The sequence below is a fragment of the Rhodomicrobium udaipurense JA643 genome (assembly GCF_000636015.1).
Classification (GTDB): Bacteria; Pseudomonadota; Alphaproteobacteria; order Rhizobiales; family Rhodomicrobiaceae; genus Rhodomicrobium; species Rhodomicrobium udaipurense.
The window spans coordinates 1-15,567 of record NZ_JFZJ01000008.1; the positions used below are offsets into that span (position 1 = coordinate 1).

The window sequence follows — 15,567 nt, forward strand, 5'->3', positions numbered from 1 at the left end:
ACGCCCGTGATCTCGGCCACGGCGTCGGCGAACGGCGTCACGAACACAGGCGTAACGACCTGGCTCGCCACGAAGGACACGGACGAGACGGCGATCCTGGTGGACGGGCTGACGGAAGGCGCGACGCTCAATGCCGGCGACGTCTTCACCATCGCGGGCGTCCATGCCGTGAGTCCCGTCACGAAGCAGGTGCTGCCCTATCTCCAGCAGTTCGTCGTGAAGGCGCCCGTTACGGCAACCGGCACCGCCGACGCGGTGAAGGTGTCGCCCGCGATCATTGTTTCGAGCCAGTATCAGACCGTGAGCGCGGCCCCTGCGGCCAACGCGGCGCTGACATTCGCGGGTGCCGCGGGCGCGAACTATCCGCAGAACCTCGTCTTCCATGAGAACGCGTTCGCGCTTTGCATGGTGCCGATGGAACTGCCGGAGGGCGCGGCCAAGAAGGCGCGGCAGAGCTACAACGGCCTCTCGATCCGCGTCATCTGCGACTACGACATCGTCAACGACATCAACATGTGGCGGCTCGACATCCTCTACGGCGTGAAACCGATTTACCCCGACCTCGCCACGCGCCTTTCCGGTTCGGCCGCGTAAGCCACGAGCGCCGGGCTTCGGCCCGGCCCCCTTCTCCGCCGCCAATCGCTTCATATCAGGAGAACATCCATGCCCGTTCGCCATCTCTCCGACGGCAACCCCGACGGCACAGTGCTCGGCCAAAGCCCGAGCGACCTCATCTCGTTCTACAACGCCACGCCCTCGCCGCAGCGCTGCGGCTCCGCGCAGGCTGCCGTGCCCGACGCCGCACCGACCAACGCCGCGCCCTACGGCTTCAGCGAAGCGCAGGCACAAGCGATCGTCACGCTCCTGAACGAGATCCGCGCGACGCTCGTCGGCCTGGGCCTGATGAAAGGCGCGTGAATGCACCTCGACACACGGCTCTGGATGTACCGGAGGGGCGAAGCTCGCCTTTTCGGTCATCCCGGCGACGTGCCGCACGGGGAAGGCTGGCAGCGCTTTCCGGTCGTTTTCGATGACGACGCGGCGGCGGATTCCCCGGAAGCGGCCTCACCCGACGTCGAGCCCCTCGAAACCATATCGCGCCGAGGGCTTCTCCAACTCGCGGCCGAGTGCGGTCTCAAAGTCGATCCCGGCTGGACGAAAGCGCGGCTCAGGCAGGCGCTCGGCGAGGTTCTGCATGACTACGGCGCGTGACGTCATCACCGGCGCGTATCGGCGGCTGGGTGTCCTGCCGCTCGGCGCGAACCTCGATCCGGCGCGCGCCATCGCCGGGCTGCAAGCCTATGGCGGCATGCTGTCGGCATGGGCCGCCGATGGCATCGTCGCGGGCAGCGTGACGCCCGAGACCGCCGACCTCGACGACGATTTCCCGCTTCCGCCTTGTTTCGTGGAAGGGGCGAAAGCGCTGCTCGCGGTCGAACTGGCGAGCGAAAGCGGGATCGAGGCGCAAACGTCGATCCAGAGCCGCGCGAAGAAAGCCTACGCGGCAATGCTCGCCGCCTTTGTCTGCGCGCCGGGCGCCGCGCAGGACCGGGCGCTCACCGCGCTACCGAGCCAGCGCCGATAGAAGCATGGGGCGGCGCCTGCCGCCGCCCCATGCTCGAAAAACGCTCTCAACCCGTCAACCGCCGTGGCGGTCAAGCTTCCGAGGCATGTCATGGTTTCCGTCGAATTCGGTCACACGTCGAACAAGGACAAAAGCGGCTTCGTGTCGAACCAGCGCCTGCTGAACGGCTATGCCGAGGCCATGGGACGGGCGGCGAAGTCCTCGCTTCCGGTTTACGCCGTGCCGGGCACGAGCCGTTTCGATCAGGGCGATACCGGCCTCGACGGTCCATGCCGGGGCATGCTCTATGTCTATGGCAAGGGGCTTTACGTCATCGCAGGCACCCGCGCCGCGCTGTTCGACGATGCAGGCAACGCCACAGAGGTTACTGGCGAGATCGCGGGCAGCGGCATGGTCATCATGGCCGCGAACCAGGAGACGGACCCGAAGGTCGGCATCGTCGCCGACAGCGTCTACTACGTGCTCGACACCGCGACGAACGCCATCGCCGCGCCCGGCATCACGACGCTTCCCGCGCCGAACAGCGTGACCTTCCTGGACGGCTATCTCGTGTTCTCCATCGCGGACGGGCGCATCTTTCACACCGCGCTGAACGACGCGGAGACGGTGAACGCGCTGTCCTTCGCCACGGCCACGAGCCGCTCGGACGGGCTACGCCGCATCGTCACCCATCGCGGCGCGCTGATCGCGCTCGGCGAGGCCAGCCTCGAGATCTGGGAAAACGCAGGCACAACGCCGTTCGCCTTCGCGCCGATCCGCGCCGACATCGACATCGGCTGCATCGCGGAGCACACGGTCGCGAGCGTGGCGGATTCGCTGCTCTTCGTGGACCACAACGGCGTCGTCCGGCAACTCACCGGCTCGGAGCCGGTCCGCATCTCCACACACGCCATCGAGCGCGCCATCGCCGCGCTGTCGTGGGAGGAGCGGCGCGCGCTCTACGCCGTCTACACGCATTTCAACGGCCACGATTTCTACGCCATCACAAGCGCGTACTGGACGTTCGAGTTCGATGTCGCGACGGGGCTCTGGCATGAGCGCGCGAGCGGCGACCTCGAATACTGGACGGCGCGCGGGCATGCCTCCTTCAACGGCAAGGTGGTGATCGGTTCGAGCCTCGACGCGAGTCTGCACGTGCTCGACGACGCGTCTTACACGGAGAGCGGCCAGCCTTACCTGTTCGTCGCGCAGTCCGCGCCGCTGCACGCCTTCCCGAACGGCCTGATCGTCGACCAACTCGACGTCGACATCATCCCCGGCGTCGGCATCACGAGCGACGACAACGAGGCGGCCGACCCGAAGCTCATGCTCGACTGGTCTGACGACGGCGGCACGACATGGACCGGCGGGCGCGTCGCCGCGCTCGGCCGCGTGGGCGAGCGCTTCACGGTGGCGAGCTTCCATCAACTCGGCGCGGCGCCACGCGGCGGGCGCACCTTTCGCCTCGCGTCATCGTCACCGGTGATGCGCGGCATCCTGTCGGCCAAAGCGCGCGTGCGCGCCATTGCACCGTGAGGGCCGCGACATGAGCGGAAAGGACAATCTGTTCAGCCCGTTCGGCTTTTCGGTCGACGGCAAGGGCCGCGTGGACAACAACACGCGCGCCTTCCTCTCCAAATTCAAGGGCCGCAAGGGCCCCGCCATCCCCGATCTGGCAAGCGACGCCTCATGGACCGAGGTGGCCGCCACGGCGAACGCGCTCATCCGCGAGTTTGCAGCGCAAGGCTGGATCGACAAGGGCTTCGATGCGGACGAGACCGCCTACGCCAGCGCCATCCGCGCCGTGACCATGATCCCCGCCGCGACCGAGTTCGCCTATGCGCCCTATGAGGTCGTGCGCGACCAGATCGTGACCGGCGCGGAATATGTCGCGACCGAAAACGGCTTCAGCATCTATGACCGCGAGGCTTGGCTCATCGCCTATGCCGCCGCGAAAAAGGCCGGGCGCATCGGCAATGCCGCGTGCGACTGGCGCACCTCGCTGGACCTGATGCAAAGCCAGTTGCCGAATGTCGGCCTCGTGAACCTGTTCGTGTCGTGGTACGGCACCGACCTTCGCGCGGGCGAGTGCAAGCTCATGCCGGGCGTCACGCGCGCGAGCTTCGAGACCATGCCGCACCCCTGGAGTTGCGCTGGCATGTCACGCGGCGAGGCGCATGTCGTCTCGCAGGTGGACGACAACGCGGCCTTCGGCGGCACACCCGACGACACGTCGCTGATCGACTGCATCAAGGACATGAAGGCGCGCAAGCTCGAAGTCGCCTTCACGCCGTTCATCCTGATGGACATCCCGGCGGGGAATACGCTGCCGGACCCGTATTGGGGCGGGACCGGACAATCGGTCTATCCCTGGCGCGGGCGCATCACCAAGGCTTACGGCACGGCGGACAAGTCGGCAGGGGTCGAGGGGGAAGTCGCGGCATTCGTGCAGCAGTATCGGGCGTTCGTGCTGCATTATGCGCAGCTTTGCGCCGACGCGGGCGGGGTCGATGTCTTCCTGCTCGGCACGGAGCTTCGCGGCCTCACATGGTTGCGCGGCGTGGGCGGCAGCTATCCGTTCGTGGCGGCGCTGAAGCAACTGGCGGCGGACGTGAAGGCGATCCTGCCGGGCGCGAAGCTATCATACGCGGCCGACTGGTCCGAATGGTTCGCCCACCAGCCGCCCGACGGCTCCGGCGACGCGATCTTTCACCTCGACCCGCTGTGGTCGGATGAAAACATCGACGCCATCGCCTTCGACAATTACTGGCCGCTGTCGGACTGGCGCGACACACCGCCCAACATCGACTGCGCGCTCAAAGACGACGGCACGCTGACCGCCATCACCGATTACGACTATCTGATGGGCAACATCAGGGGCGGTGAGGGCTACGACTGGTACTACGCCAGCACCGCCGACCGCGACGCGCAGGTGCGGTCGCCGATCACCGATGGCGGCTCCAACAAGCCGTGGATCTACCGCTACAAGGACATCTGGGGCTGGTGGTCGAACCCGCATTACAGCCGCCACGGTGGCGTCGAGGCGGCGGAGCCAACGGCGTGGGCGCCATGCTCGAAACCGTTCTGGTTCACCGAACTCGGCTGCCCGTCCATCGATAAGGGTTCGAACCAGCCGAACGTGTTCTACGACCCGAAATCGGCGGAAAGCGCCGTTCCATATTACTCGACCGGCCTGCCCGACAATCTCATCCAGCGCCGTCACCTGCATTCCATGCTGCGCTTCTTCGACGAGACGGACGGCGCTTTCGAGGAAGAGAACAACCCGCAAAGCACGGTCTATGACGGCCGCATGGTCGATGTGTCCCGCATCATGATCTACACGTGGGATGCGCGGCCCTATCCGCACTTTCCGCTCTTCTGGTGGGTCTGGAGCGACGCCGCGAACTGGGCTTACGGCCACTGGATCGCGGGCAAGCTCTCGACCTACGCCTTGCCGACGGAGCTTGACAGCATGGCCAAGACGACGACCTACGCCCCCCGCCACCCTTATATCGTGGACCCGGCGACGGGCAAGCTCGACAAGCAATATGCGGATTTCTTCGAGAGCATCGAATTCGTGCGCGGCAGAGCCATCGCGAACGTGCCGCTCGAACCGACAACGTCGGAAGCATCGGCCACGATCAATTCGCTGCTTGCGGTGCTCCGCGCGCAGAACAAGCTCGCCACATGAGCGGCGTCGTGCGCCAGGCGGGCGAGGCCGACGTCGCCCGCTTCGTGGAACTGGCCCTGCGGTTTTACGCCGAGGAAGGCGGACGCCGCGCCGATCCGCGCGCGCTCGCCCGCTTCGCCTTCGCGCAGGTTTGCGAGCCGAACCGGGTTCTGCTGGCGGCGAAGGAGCCGGCGGTGGCGGTCCTCGCGGGCATGATCGCACCGCATTACCTCACGGGCGAGCCGACCGCGTTCAAGACGGCGTGGTACGCGCTGCCCGGCGCGCGCGGCCACGGCGCATCTCTTCTCCGCGCCTTCGAGGCGTGGGCGAGGGAAAAGGGCGCCACGCGGCTCATCGTGGCCGGGCGCGCGCCGCGCACGCTCACGCTGCTCGAACGGCTTCAGTTCCAGCCCCTCGAAACAGTCTACGCAAAGGATCTTCCATGGCAGAAGCAGCAGTAACGGCCCTCCTCGACGGCGCAACTTCGGCGGCGGCCTCCTATCTCGGTGCGCAGACGACGGCGAAGGCCGCAAAGGAGGCAGCCGCGCTTCAGCAGAAGCGTTACGATCAGGCGGTAAGCTATCAGGAGCCCTATCTCACGGCGGGCACGAACGCGCTCACGCTCTTCAACAACGCGACCGGCGCGAACGGTTCGGCTGCGCAAACGTCCTATTACGAGAGTTTCCAGACCGATCCCGGCTTCACCGCGAGCGTGAATTACGGCCTGAGCAAGATCGAGTCGTCAGCGGCGGCGAGCGGCATGGGGCTGTCGGGCAACACGCTCGCCGCGCTGCAAGACTACTCGCAAACGTCGCTTTCGGATGCCTATCAGACCCGGCTGAACAACCTCTACAAGACGGCGACACTCGGCGCGAACGCGGCGAACTCGCTCACGAGCGCAGCCACATCGAGCGCCTCATCGACAAGCAGCACGCTCCTCTCGGCCGCTTCGACCGAGGCGGCGGCCCTGACCAGCGCCGTCAACTCGCTCACCGGCTCAGCCAAAAACCTCGCCTCCTTTTATTACGGCTCCTGATCTCGGCAGACCCCACGATCCGCTGCCGCCCGGGCCATCGGTCCGACGCGCAGCATAAGCGACAAGGGGCATCGCATGTGATCGGCGAGCGCGCCCCTCACCCCGCCCCTCTTCCGGTGAAGCCGGAGAGGGAACGGTCACATCGCGAACGATCCGAACCAGACGAGAAGCGAGGCGAAGCCCGCGAGGCCGAGCCCGACATGCGAATAGAGCAGCGCGACGCCCCCCTGCTTCGACCGTTGGGCGACAATCGGCGCGACGAACCCCGAAAAGAGCGAAAGCGCGAATAATCCTGCGGCAGCCGTGCCGAATTGTCCCGCCGCCGCCGCGCCACTTGGTCCGGCTCCCCGGATCAGGACCGCGACCTGCTCCAGCCCCGCCATGCCGAGAAGAATATGCGCGCCGAGAATGAGCTTTGCGGGGCGCCTTCGTTGCAGAAACAGGGCGAACAGATAGAGCCCGAGCGCGGCGGCGGTGGTGGTAATCGTGAGGATGACGAAAGGAATAAGCTCCGGCGACATCAACTCCCCTCCCTGATGCGAGGCTGATCGCGACTTAGACGAATTCCAGTTTCTTTGGAACCGCTCTGGCTCGAACGTGTCTTTACACATCGAACGCGGCGCTCGGTCGTCCGTCAACCCGAACATTGTCTCAATCGGGAAAACGGGCGTCGTCCTTGGCGGGTGCGGACGGCTGCGTTCATCGCTCCCGCTTCAGGAAGAAACGAACTGGAGCAAGCAATGAATTTTCGTTACGGGCCGTGGGCCCGCACCTTCCATTGGACGATTGCAATCCTTGCTTTTTTCATGCTCGCGCTTGGCGCTTACATGACGAAGGGCATCGCCCCTGAAGATCCGATACGCGGCCAGCTTTACAGCCTTCACAAGGCGACCGGCGCGCTCATCCTGTTTCTGGTGCTGATCCGCCTGCTCGTGCGCTTTAACAACGAACCTCCCATGCTCGACGATCAGCCGGCGCTGATCCGGATCGGCTCCCGGCTGAACCATTACGCGCTGTATCTCATGCTCATCGCGCAGCCGCTGATCGGTATTTCCCTCTCCCAGGCAGCGGACCGGCCAGTGAGCTTCTACGGCCTCTTCAATTTGCCGACGCTGATCGGCCCGCAGGCCAAGCCCGTGGTGGAAAACCTCGCCGCCGCGCACCAGATCGGCGCCGGTATCCTCGTATTGCTGATCGCGCTTCACATAGCAGGCGCGCTGTATCACTGGCTGATCAAGCAAGACACCGTGATGCGCCGCATGGCCTGGTGGTGAGCTTCTCCACACGATGATATCGGGTCGTACTTTCGTCACCGCATCGCGGGGGGTCGTGACAGGGAAGCTGATATCCGTCAAGGTGATGCCGCGAATGCGAGATTCGCGAGCATCACGGACATGAGCGAGACGGCATGACAACCGAAACCCCGGATCAAACCCTGCTTCTTACGGTTGAGGACGGCATCGCGCGCATCACGATCAACCGTCCCGAGGCGCGCAACGCTTTCACGTTCGAGATGTACGAGAAACTCGCGGAAGCGTGCGAAACCGCGAACGCGGATTCGTCGGTGCGAGCGCTCATAATTACGGGCGCGGGCGACAGGGCGTTTTCCGCCGGAACCGACATCTCGCTGTTTCGCGCGTTCCAGAAGCCGGAAGACGCCATCGGCTACGAAAGCTTCATGGAGCGCGTGCTTTCAGCCATCGAAACCTGCCGCGTCCCGACCATTGCCGCCATCGCTGGCGCGTGCACCGGGGGCGGCGGCGCGATCGCGGCGTGCTGCGACCTGCGTATAGGCACGGTAAACGCGAAGTTCGGCATTCCCATCGCGCGCACGCTCGGCAACTGCCTATCGGTGGCGAACCTCGCGCGGCTTTCGGCGCTGATCGGCGTCGCGCGGGTCAAGCATATGATCCTCACCGCGCGGCTGATCGAGGCGGATGAAGCGCTCGCCATCGGCCTTCTGAACGAGGTCGTTCCCGACCGCGTCGCCCTCGATGCACGCGCGACGGAACTCGCCGCCGAAATCGCGAGCTTTGCGCCGCTTACGCTTCGCGCCACCAAGGAAGGCTTGCGGCGCGTTCTGGCGGCGAAACGACAGGCCGATGATCAGGATCTGATCCTCATGTGCTACATGAGCGAGGACTTCCGCGAAGGCATGGCGGCGTTTCTCGCGAAACGCAAACCGGACTGGAGCGGCCGTTAATCAGCTCCCGGCCTGACAACGCCAAGCCGGGATGGATGATGCTACTGGCAGGCTTTTCCCGCCTCGGTTTCCTGAAGCAGCGAAAGTATGCAGTTTCGCGTCTTCACATTGTGCGTGGAATAGATCTGCCCGTCGAGGAACGCCTGAAGTGGCGGCGACACCCACCAACTGAGCGACACGCTTTTATACTGCGCCTGCTCCTTTGTTTTCTCGCGGATGCGCATCGCGCGCGTTTGTTGTTTCGTAACCTCGTCCTTGTTCGAGAACTTGAGAATTTCCTTCAGAAAGAAATTCTCCCTCGGTTGCGGGCAAATGCTGATCTGCGCTACCGAACGGACGCCGCCATTGAGTTGCTTCACCCGGTCCGGCAGTTCGACGATGGTTCCGTAGCCGCGCGCAATGCGCGTTGAATTCAGCGTCAGGATGTCCGAGATCGCAGCGCCGGGACGGAAGTCGGCTTGATCGGGGATGCGCGGGCGGGTGCCCGGATCGTTTCCGAGGCCGCAGACGCTCGTATCCTTGAACCAGTCGGGCTCGCTCGATACCTGAAGAATAAAGGGCTTCAGCCTGCTATCCTCCGCCTTGAGCGCTGCGGCGATTTCGAGCGCTGTCACGGCACCCGAATTGTCGAAGTAGCCGCCATCGACCACGCTGTCGACGATCTGCGCGCGCCTGTCGCGGATGCCCGCATGCGGCGACACAAAGGGCGAGCGTGAACTCACGCCAGCGGCGGAACTGAGCCGCACGTCGATCGAAACGGGCTTCCTGTCCTTGCAGCGCGCACGCGCCACCGGGCTGAAATACGACGGCAGGGCGCGGGCGATCTCGTCGAGCGTGCCGATGTCGGGAAAGGCGTTCGTGTTCGGGTCTTTATAGGGCGAGCACAGAAGTTCGTGCATGTCATAGGCATCGATGAAGAGCGCGTCGCCGGACTTGGTCGGCTCGGTCATCGTGACCGGCGTTACGATCACTCGGCGACCGGTTTCGTTCGAGGCAGCGTTGAGGAACAGGAGCGGCGTCCAACTCGCGGGCGTCGGCGCCATGGCCAGAAGCGGCCCCGACAAGGGCGATGTCGCGCGCGTCGTCCCGTAGATGCCGTTGAAGGCGTCCTCCCAAGCGGTTTCGAGCACGCCCGCCCGGTCGAGCACGAACGGCAGCCGCGACAGGGTCAGCACGTCGCGGGCGAGAAAGCCGATGGAAACCGGCGAAATGAAATCGTTGGAGAGCGCAGCCTGAAGCGCGTCCTTGTATCCCACGAAATCGGTGAGGAAGGTGCGCGTCAGCGCCTCGCCGCCGCTCGAACGAACAGCGTTCGCGGCCTCAAGGTTGGCCGTTGCTACATTCGGAAACCAGAGCCGCTGGCGAAACAGCGCGGCCTTGAGATCCGCGGTGCTCGTCGCCTGATGCGTCTTGAGCGCACTCGCGTAGAAGGCCGCGCCGACGGAACTGCCCGACACGCTCGAAATTGCGAACAGCTGCAGATGAAAAGGCCGCACCGCGCTGGTCTTCGACCGTTCGAGGCTGTCGTCCTCCAATGAGCCGAGCACGCTTGCGAGAAGGAAAGCCGCACGGCTCCCGCCGCCTTCCCCCGACACGATGATGGGACGCGGGCAGTCGGCGAGTTCCTTTGCGTCCGGCGCTAGCCATTCGCAGCCGCGCGCGTCCCAGCCGCTGGCGGTCTTCCAGCCCTTGACCGCGTCGGTGAAACGGGTGGGCCGGAGCGTGGACCGCTGGTCCTCCGCTATCGTGGCGACACGAACGTCGTGCCCGTCGCCGATGAAGAACGTGAGGCCGATGGCGACGACGACGAGCGCCGCGATGAACGGAAACTGGAAGCGGTTCGAAAGCAGCGCGAGGAACGCGATGAAGGGCAACCACGCGCCGAATACCACGAACAAGAACGAGGCCCGCTTCAGGTAGAGCGTGTCGCCGACGAAATCGAGGGTCTGCTGAACGCCGGGGCTGGATGTCAGATCCGGGAATGAGAACAGCTGCTGCACCGTCTCCGAGTAGGACATGAAATGGATCGCGACGAGGATCAGCAGGAAGACCGTGAGGCGGATCATGTACCGCCACATGAATTCCTTCACGCGCTGCGCGGCGATCCATGTCTCCATGCTGAGCCACGCCGGTTTCAACCCGGACAGGTGCATGTCCATGGCGTCGAGGTCGAGCGTGGTTTTCCGCGTCCAGCGTTCGATGCGGATCAGCGAGCGCTTGAAGCCTTCGGCATCCTTGATCTCGCGGCGGGCCATCGCGCGCCCGTAGCCGCGCAGGAACACATCGCGGAAGATCACCAGCAGCAGCACCACGGCCGTGGCGATCAGAAGCGTGATGAGATGCGTTTCGAGCAGGCGGCGGATCGGCGCTTCGTATTTGTTGCCGCCGTCCTGCAAGGGCACGGGCAGGTTGTTCGCGGCGGCGACGATGCCGACCAGCACGGCGATGAAGGCGAAGACGACGAACAGGCTCGGCAGCCGGAAGACGTAGAACTTGAACCGCGTCTCGTTGTCTATGCCGATGACATCGTAATTCTGCTGGAGCAGGAGCCGCGACGTGAAGACGAGCGGCAGCGCCCAGATGAAGATGCCGATGGCGTAGAAACCCGCCCAGTAGACGATCTCCTGAGCCCAGTAGGGGCGGGCGTCGAACAGCAGATCCTGCACCTGCGGCAGGCTCGAAAATGCAAATAGCGCGATGACGAGGCTCAACACGCTGAAGAACGAGATGCCGACTGTCGCGCGAGTGAAAAGCCTGATGCGCGAGACCCGCCTGGGGGCTTGACCGGTGGGAGCCGGCTGGCTCGTGGGTGGGGAAGCTGTCTCGGTTTCCAACATGGCCCGCGCTCCTGGCTGAAACGGCTTAAGGAATGCGCGAGGCTTGACGCACGCATTCGGCCCGATCATGGCGAGCGGCGTGTGGATCGATCAAATTTGAGGGATGTGCCCAGATTGTCGCGAACTGTATCTTCGCGGTGCCGGTCCGGCCGAACCTGTTAGCGCGTGCGCATCGGCGCGATGGCGAGGCCGAAGAACGCCGGGTCTTCCTTCAGCATGAGGGCGATGGGAACCGCCTTCAGTCGGTCCGACATCGGCCCCTTGTTCTCGAACGCGCCACGCATCGCGCGCGGATCGGTGGCGGCGCAGCCCTTGGCGACGCTGCCGACAAGGAACACACCGTCCCACGCCGTATAGGCAAGCGTCAGGTCGCCGAGCACGCTTCCGGTGATTTCGGCGAAGAGACGGATTGTGGCGGCGGCGGCGGGATCGTACGCGGCATTGGCGCAGATATCGCGCGCGGACAGCCCGTCATCGCGTCCGCTAAGCGCGGCGTGTAGATGGACAAGGCCACGCCCGGAAAGAGCGTGCTCCACGGAGGGAAAGGCCGACCGCAAACCAGCAGGGGCATCGTCTGGCAGGCGCAGCGACATATGCCCCGCCTCGCTCGGACACGAGACCCACACGTTCGCCACCTTGAACAGCGCCGCCGCGCCGAAGCCCGTGCCGATATTCGCGATGAGGAGGCGCCTTGCGCGGCTCAGGTCCGGTGCCGGGCCGCTCAACAGCGCGTAATCCGGCTCCGTCAGTGTGAGCGCACCATAGGCCGCCGCCTCGACATCGTTGAGCAGCGTGCAGGGCGCACATACCTCCGCCTCGACCTCCGCCTCGCGGATCGTCCAGGCGATATTCGTCAGGTGAATTTCGCCCGCCGCGACAGGCCCAGCCGCGCCGATGGCGACCGAAGCGCAGCCCGCAAGACCGCCGGTCTCAGCCGCATAGACGCGCATCGCATGGATGAAGCTTTCGAAGCGCGCGCCTTGGTAAGCGCGGCGCTCAGCAACGACAAGGCCATCGAACACGCGCGCGAACCGCACATTCGTGCCGCCCACGTCGGCGATGAGACGCCACGGCGTCACGCCACGACCTCCGGCGCACCTTCGGCCAGCACCTTGAGGAAGCTCTTGCGCCAGAACGCGACGTCATGCGTGCGAATGCGCGATATGAGCGCGGAGTGGCGCTCCACGCGCTCTTCGAGCGGCATGCGAAGCGCGGTCTGCATCGCGTTGGCCATGTCATCGATGTCGTACGGGTTCACGATCAGCGCCTCTTCGAGTTCTTCCGCCGCGCCCGCAAATTTCGACAGCACGAGCACGCCCGGATCTTCCTCATCCTGCGCGGCCACGTATTCCTTGGCAACTAGGTTCATGCCGTCGCGCAGCGGCGTGACAAGGCCCACCTCGCTGCCCCTGAACAGAGCCGCCAGCGTATCGCGCGGCATCGCCCGGTGTACATAGCGCAATGGCGTCCAGTCGAAATCGCCGAACTCGCCGTTGATCGCGCCGGAGAGGCCCTCCAACTCCTCGCGGATGTTGGCGTAGGCTTCAACCTCGATGCGGGTCGGCGGCGCGATCTGCATCAGCGTCACGGCCTTCCAGTGCTCGGGGTGCATTTCGAGGAACTTGCGAAACGCCTTGAAGCGCTCGGGCAGGCCCTTCGTGTAATCGAGGCGGTCCACGCCGATGATGTGCGAGCGCACGACCGTTCGGCGGTTGAGCCGCTCGATCTGCGAATCGGCCTCCGGCGTTTGTGCGGCGTTGGCAAATTCATCGACATCGATGCCGATGGGAAAGGCCCGCGCGATCACGGTGCGGCCGTAAGCGCGAACCCTGTCATCGTCCAGAATTTCGCCGTCCGCGTGGTTCTCTATGAAACGATGGAAATTGCTGACGTCGTTTTCGGTCTGAAAGCCGATCACGTCGAACTGGAACAGCGCTTCGACAAGCCATTCATGCGTCGGGATGGCTTGCAACAGTTCCGGCGGTGGAAACGGGATATGCAGGAAAAAGCCGAGCCGCTGCTTCGCGCCGAGCGCGCGCAATTCGCTGGCGAACGAGATCAGGTGGTAGTCGTGCGCCCAGACGACGTCGTTAGGCGCGAGAAGCGGAGCCAGCGCCGTCGCGAAGTTGCAGTTGACGCGCTTGTAACCTTCGAAATAGCCCGGTTCGAAATGCACGAGGTCGAGCCGATAGTGGCAGACCGGCCAGAGCACCTTGTTCGCGAAGCCGAGATAATATTCTTCGTAGTCCCGCTCGGTCATCGGGATAGTGGCGGTTGTGACCGCGCCGTTCTCGTTCTTCGACACCGCAGCGGGCTCGCCTCCTTCGACGAGCTTTCCGTCCCAGCCGAACCAGATGCCGCCGACCGTGCGCAACGCATCGCCGAGCGCGACCGCAAGGCCACCTGACTGCACCTGGGCTTCGAGATCCGCGACACGGTTCGAAACGATGATGAGACGGCTCAAACGAAAGCCTCCCATGGCTTGGACAGGCGCGTTGCCCCGTTGATGATGCCGACCATGGAATAAGTTTGAGGGAAATTGCCCCAGGCCGCGCCCGTGACCGGATCGGTATCCTCAGACATAAGTCCCAAATGGTTACGGGCGTTCAAAAGCGACTGGAAAATTTCCCGCGCCTGCTCGCTTTTTCCAACGCGGGCCAGTGCATCGAGCCGCCAGAACGCGCAAATGTTGAAGGCTGTTTCGGGAACGCCGAAATCGTCGGCCGCTTCGTAACGCATCATGAACGGCCCGCGACCCAGCACTTTCTCAAGCTGGGTGACGGTGGAAAGAAAGCGCGGGTCCTGTCCATCGATGAAACCGAGTTCGCCCATCAGAAGCACGCTTGCGTCCAGATGCTCGCCGCCAAAGCTCTCGACGAAAGCCTTGCGCTTATCTGACCATGCGCAGGTAACAATCTTATGCCGGATAAGTTCGGCGCGCTCACGCCAGAAAGCGACACGGTTGTGCTCGCCGACATAGGACGCGAGCTTCGCCAGACGGTCGCACGCGGCCCAGCACATGACGCTTGACGAGGTGTGCACGCGGGCGCGGTTACGAAGTTCCCAGATGCCCGCGTCCGGCACGTCGTGCAGCTTGAACGCCTGCTCGCCGACATGTTCGAGCCGGCGGAAATCTTCCACGCCCGCGCGCGTCAGGAGGCGCTTGTCGATGAAGGCCTGCGCCGCGCCGAGGATCAGGTTGCCGTAGGTGTCGTGCTGGAAATGCTCGTAGGCCTGATTGCCGATGCGCACCGGGCCGTTATCCACGCCGCTTGCGCTCTGGAAGCCGGGCAGAGCTGCCGCCGTGCTTTCGAACAGGTCTTTCTCAAGCGCGATCCCATAGACAGGCTGGATGTGCTCATCCGAAGAAGCGACGATGTTCATGATCCAGCGGTAATAATTCTCAAGCGTGCGGCCCGCCGAGAGGCTCGTCAGCGCGCGGATCACGAAATAGGCGTCGCGCACCCAGCAATAGCGGTAGTCCCAGTTACGGCCCGTGCCCGGAGCTTCGGGGATGCTGGTCGTCATCGCGGCCACGATGGCGCCTGTCGGCTCGTAGGAGCAGAGCTTCAGGGTGACGGCCGCGCGGATCACCGCTTCCTGCCACTCCGGCTGAAGCGCCAGTCTGCCGCTCCAGTTCTGCCAATAGACGGTTGTCTGCTCTTCAAAATCGCGGGCAATGTTGAAGGGGCTGTCCGTCAGCGTCTCATCGGGGCCCATCACGAAATGGATCGGCTCGGTGAGATTGAAGACTGTCTCCTCCAACACGTAGTCGACAGGCGCGTCGGTCGTCACGCGCACCGTCATGTCGGGGCCGATGAAGCGGATGTGGTTCGACCCGGAAGTGATCTGCGGCTCCACCGCGCCATAGCGGAAGCGGGGCCTGATGCGAACCCGGATGCGCGGCGACCCGTCTTTGGCGGTGATGGTGCGGATCAGTGTCTTCGGGCGAAAAGGACGGTTGCGCTTGTAGAAGCGTGGGATGAAGTCCGTAATCTCCACGGAGCCGCTTTCCGCATGCAGCACGGTTTTCAGAATGGCGGTGTTGGGAACGTAGAACTGCTCGGTCGATTTCAGCCCCGGCATCTCGATCGTGAAAGCGCCATCGTCGGGATTGCGGTTCTTGCAGCCGAGAAGCTGATGAAACACCGGATCGCCATCGAAACGCGGAAGGCAGCACCACACGATGCGCGCGCTTGTGTCGACGAGGGCGCTGATATTGCAGTTTCCGATGAGGCCCAGATCGAGATTAGCCAT

The 15,567-nt window shown here is 64.3% G+C and carries 15 protein-coding genes; 10 read left to right on the forward strand and 5 right to left on the reverse strand.

From position 1 onward, the window contains the following. The 8 genes from T281_RS02420 to T281_RS02455 all read left to right on the forward strand — a co-directional run. A partial coding sequence (locus tag T281_RS02420; protein ID WP_276324610.1) for a P22 phage major capsid protein family protein occupies window positions 1-594 on the forward strand: 594 nt, incomplete at its 5' end. Window positions 595-663: 69 nt separating this feature from the next. Further along, window positions 664-918: a hypothetical protein gene (locus T281_RS02425; protein ID WP_037233577.1), complete on the forward strand. Its 255-nt coding sequence runs from the start codon at window positions 664-666 to the stop codon at window positions 916-918. Then, window positions 919-1,212 (forward strand): hypothetical protein, encoded by a 294-nt coding sequence (locus T281_RS02430; RefSeq protein WP_037233581.1) that lies wholly within the window; start codon window positions 919-921, stop codon window positions 1,210-1,212. It begins immediately after the preceding gene. Then, on the forward strand, window positions 1,196-1,585 hold the full coding sequence (locus T281_RS02435; protein ID WP_037233584.1) for a hypothetical protein: 390 nt from the start codon (window positions 1,196-1,198) through the stop codon (window positions 1,583-1,585). The genes T281_RS02430 and T281_RS02435 overlap by 17 nt, the downstream gene beginning before the upstream one ends. Window positions 1,586-1,675: 90 nt before the next feature. Beyond that, the gene (locus T281_RS02440; protein WP_037233588.1) at window positions 1,676-3,100 is read left to right on the forward strand and encodes a hypothetical protein; all 1,425 of its coding nucleotides are present in this window, start codon (window positions 1,676-1,678) and stop codon (window positions 3,098-3,100) included. Window positions 3,101-3,110: 10 nt separating this feature from the next. Then, window positions 3,111-5,255 (forward strand): baseplate megatron protein TIM-barrel domain-containing protein, encoded by a 2,145-nt coding sequence (locus T281_RS02445; protein WP_052036938.1) that lies wholly within the window; start codon window positions 3,111-3,113, stop codon window positions 5,253-5,255. Continuing rightward, window positions 5,252-5,695 carry a GNAT family N-acetyltransferase gene (locus T281_RS02450; RefSeq protein WP_037233591.1) on the forward strand — a complete coding sequence of 148 codons (444 nt, stop codon included), beginning with the start codon at window positions 5,252-5,254 and terminating at the stop codon, window positions 5,693-5,695. The genes T281_RS02445 and T281_RS02450 overlap by 4 nt, the downstream gene beginning before the upstream one ends. After that, complete coding sequence (locus tag T281_RS02455; protein ID WP_037233594.1) at window positions 5,677-6,270, forward strand: hypothetical protein; 594 nt, start codon at window positions 5,677-5,679, stop codon at window positions 6,268-6,270. The genes T281_RS02450 and T281_RS02455 overlap by 19 nt, the downstream gene beginning before the upstream one ends. A gap of 137 nt (window positions 6,271-6,407) precedes the next feature. Here T281_RS02455 and T281_RS02460 read toward each other — a convergent pair whose 3' ends face one another. Next, complete coding sequence (locus T281_RS02460) at window positions 6,408-6,791, reverse strand: hypothetical protein (protein ID WP_037233597.1); 384 nt, start codon at window positions 6,789-6,791, stop codon at window positions 6,408-6,410. A gap of 54 nt (window positions 6,792-6,845) precedes the next feature. On the opposite strand from T281_RS02460, the gene T281_RS02465 reads away from it, so the two are divergent. Together T281_RS02465 and T281_RS02470 are read left to right on the forward strand one after the other, a co-directional pair. After that, a complete protein-coding gene (locus tag T281_RS02465; protein WP_155955020.1) occupies window positions 6,846-7,544 on the forward strand; it encodes a cytochrome b in 699 nt (232 codons plus the stop codon). 134 nt (window positions 7,545-7,678) lie between these two features. Next, the gene (locus T281_RS02470; protein ID WP_037233603.1) at window positions 7,679-8,473 is read left to right on the forward strand and encodes an enoyl-CoA hydratase/isomerase family protein; all 795 of its coding nucleotides are present in this window, start codon (window positions 7,679-7,681) and stop codon (window positions 8,471-8,473) included. Window positions 8,474-8,514: 41 nt separating this feature from the next. Here T281_RS02470 and T281_RS02475 read toward each other — a convergent pair whose 3' ends face one another. From T281_RS02475 to T281_RS02490, 4 genes are all read right to left on the reverse strand, one after another. Continuing rightward, a complete protein-coding gene (locus T281_RS02475; RefSeq protein WP_155955022.1) occupies window positions 8,515-11,310 on the reverse strand; it encodes a hypothetical protein in 2,796 nt (931 codons plus the stop codon). A 158-nt stretch (window positions 11,311-11,468) separates the two neighbouring features. Beyond that, a complete protein-coding gene (locus T281_RS02480) occupies window positions 11,469-12,389 on the reverse strand; it encodes a glucokinase (protein WP_037233609.1) in 921 nt (306 codons plus the stop codon). Then, complete coding sequence (otsA, locus tag T281_RS02485; RefSeq protein ID WP_037233612.1) at window positions 12,386-13,774, reverse strand: alpha,alpha-trehalose-phosphate synthase (UDP-forming); 1,389 nt, start codon at window positions 13,772-13,774, stop codon at window positions 12,386-12,388. The genes T281_RS02480 and otsA overlap by 4 nt, the downstream gene beginning before the upstream one ends. Then, window positions 13,771-15,567: a glycoside hydrolase family 15 protein gene (locus tag T281_RS02490; RefSeq protein ID WP_037233614.1), complete on the reverse strand. Its 1,797-nt coding sequence runs from the start codon at window positions 15,565-15,567 to the stop codon at window positions 13,771-13,773. The genes otsA and T281_RS02490 overlap by 4 nt, the downstream gene beginning before the upstream one ends.

Bases quoted from the DNA above. Each gene is read 5' to 3' on its own strand.
- T281_RS02425 (WP_037233577.1), top strand. From the start codon at position 664: ATGCCCGTTCGCCATCTCTCCGACGGCAACCCCGACGGCACAGTGCTC.
- T281_RS02430 (WP_037233581.1), top strand. From the start codon at position 919: ATGCACCTCGACACACGGCTCTGGATGTACCGGAGGGGCGAAGCTCGC.
- T281_RS02435 (WP_037233584.1), top strand. From the start codon at position 1,196: ATGACTACGGCGCGTGACGTCATCACCGGCGCGTATCGGCGGCTGGGT.
- T281_RS02440 (WP_037233588.1), top strand. From the start codon at position 1,676: ATGGTTTCCGTCGAATTCGGTCACACGTCGAACAAGGACAAAAGCGGC.
- T281_RS02445 (WP_052036938.1), top strand. From the start codon at position 3,111: ATGAGCGGAAAGGACAATCTGTTCAGCCCGTTCGGCTTTTCGGTCGAC.
- T281_RS02450 (WP_037233591.1), top strand. From the start codon at position 5,252: ATGAGCGGCGTCGTGCGCCAGGCGGGCGAGGCCGACGTCGCCCGCTTC.
- T281_RS02455 (WP_037233594.1), top strand. From the start codon at position 5,677: ATGGCAGAAGCAGCAGTAACGGCCCTCCTCGACGGCGCAACTTCGGCG.
- T281_RS02460 (WP_037233597.1), bottom strand. From the start codon at position 6,791: ATGTCGCCGGAGCTTATTCCTTTCGTCATCCTCACGATTACCACCACC.
- T281_RS02470 (WP_037233603.1), top strand. From the start codon at position 7,679: ATGACAACCGAAACCCCGGATCAAACCCTGCTTCTTACGGTTGAGGAC.
- T281_RS02475 (WP_155955022.1), bottom strand. From the start codon at position 11,310: ATGTTGGAAACCGAGACAGCTTCCCCACCCACGAGCCAGCCGGCTCCC.
- T281_RS02490 (WP_037233614.1), bottom strand. From the start codon at position 15,567: ATGGCTAATCTCGATCTGGGCCTCATCGGAAACTGCAATATCAGCGCC.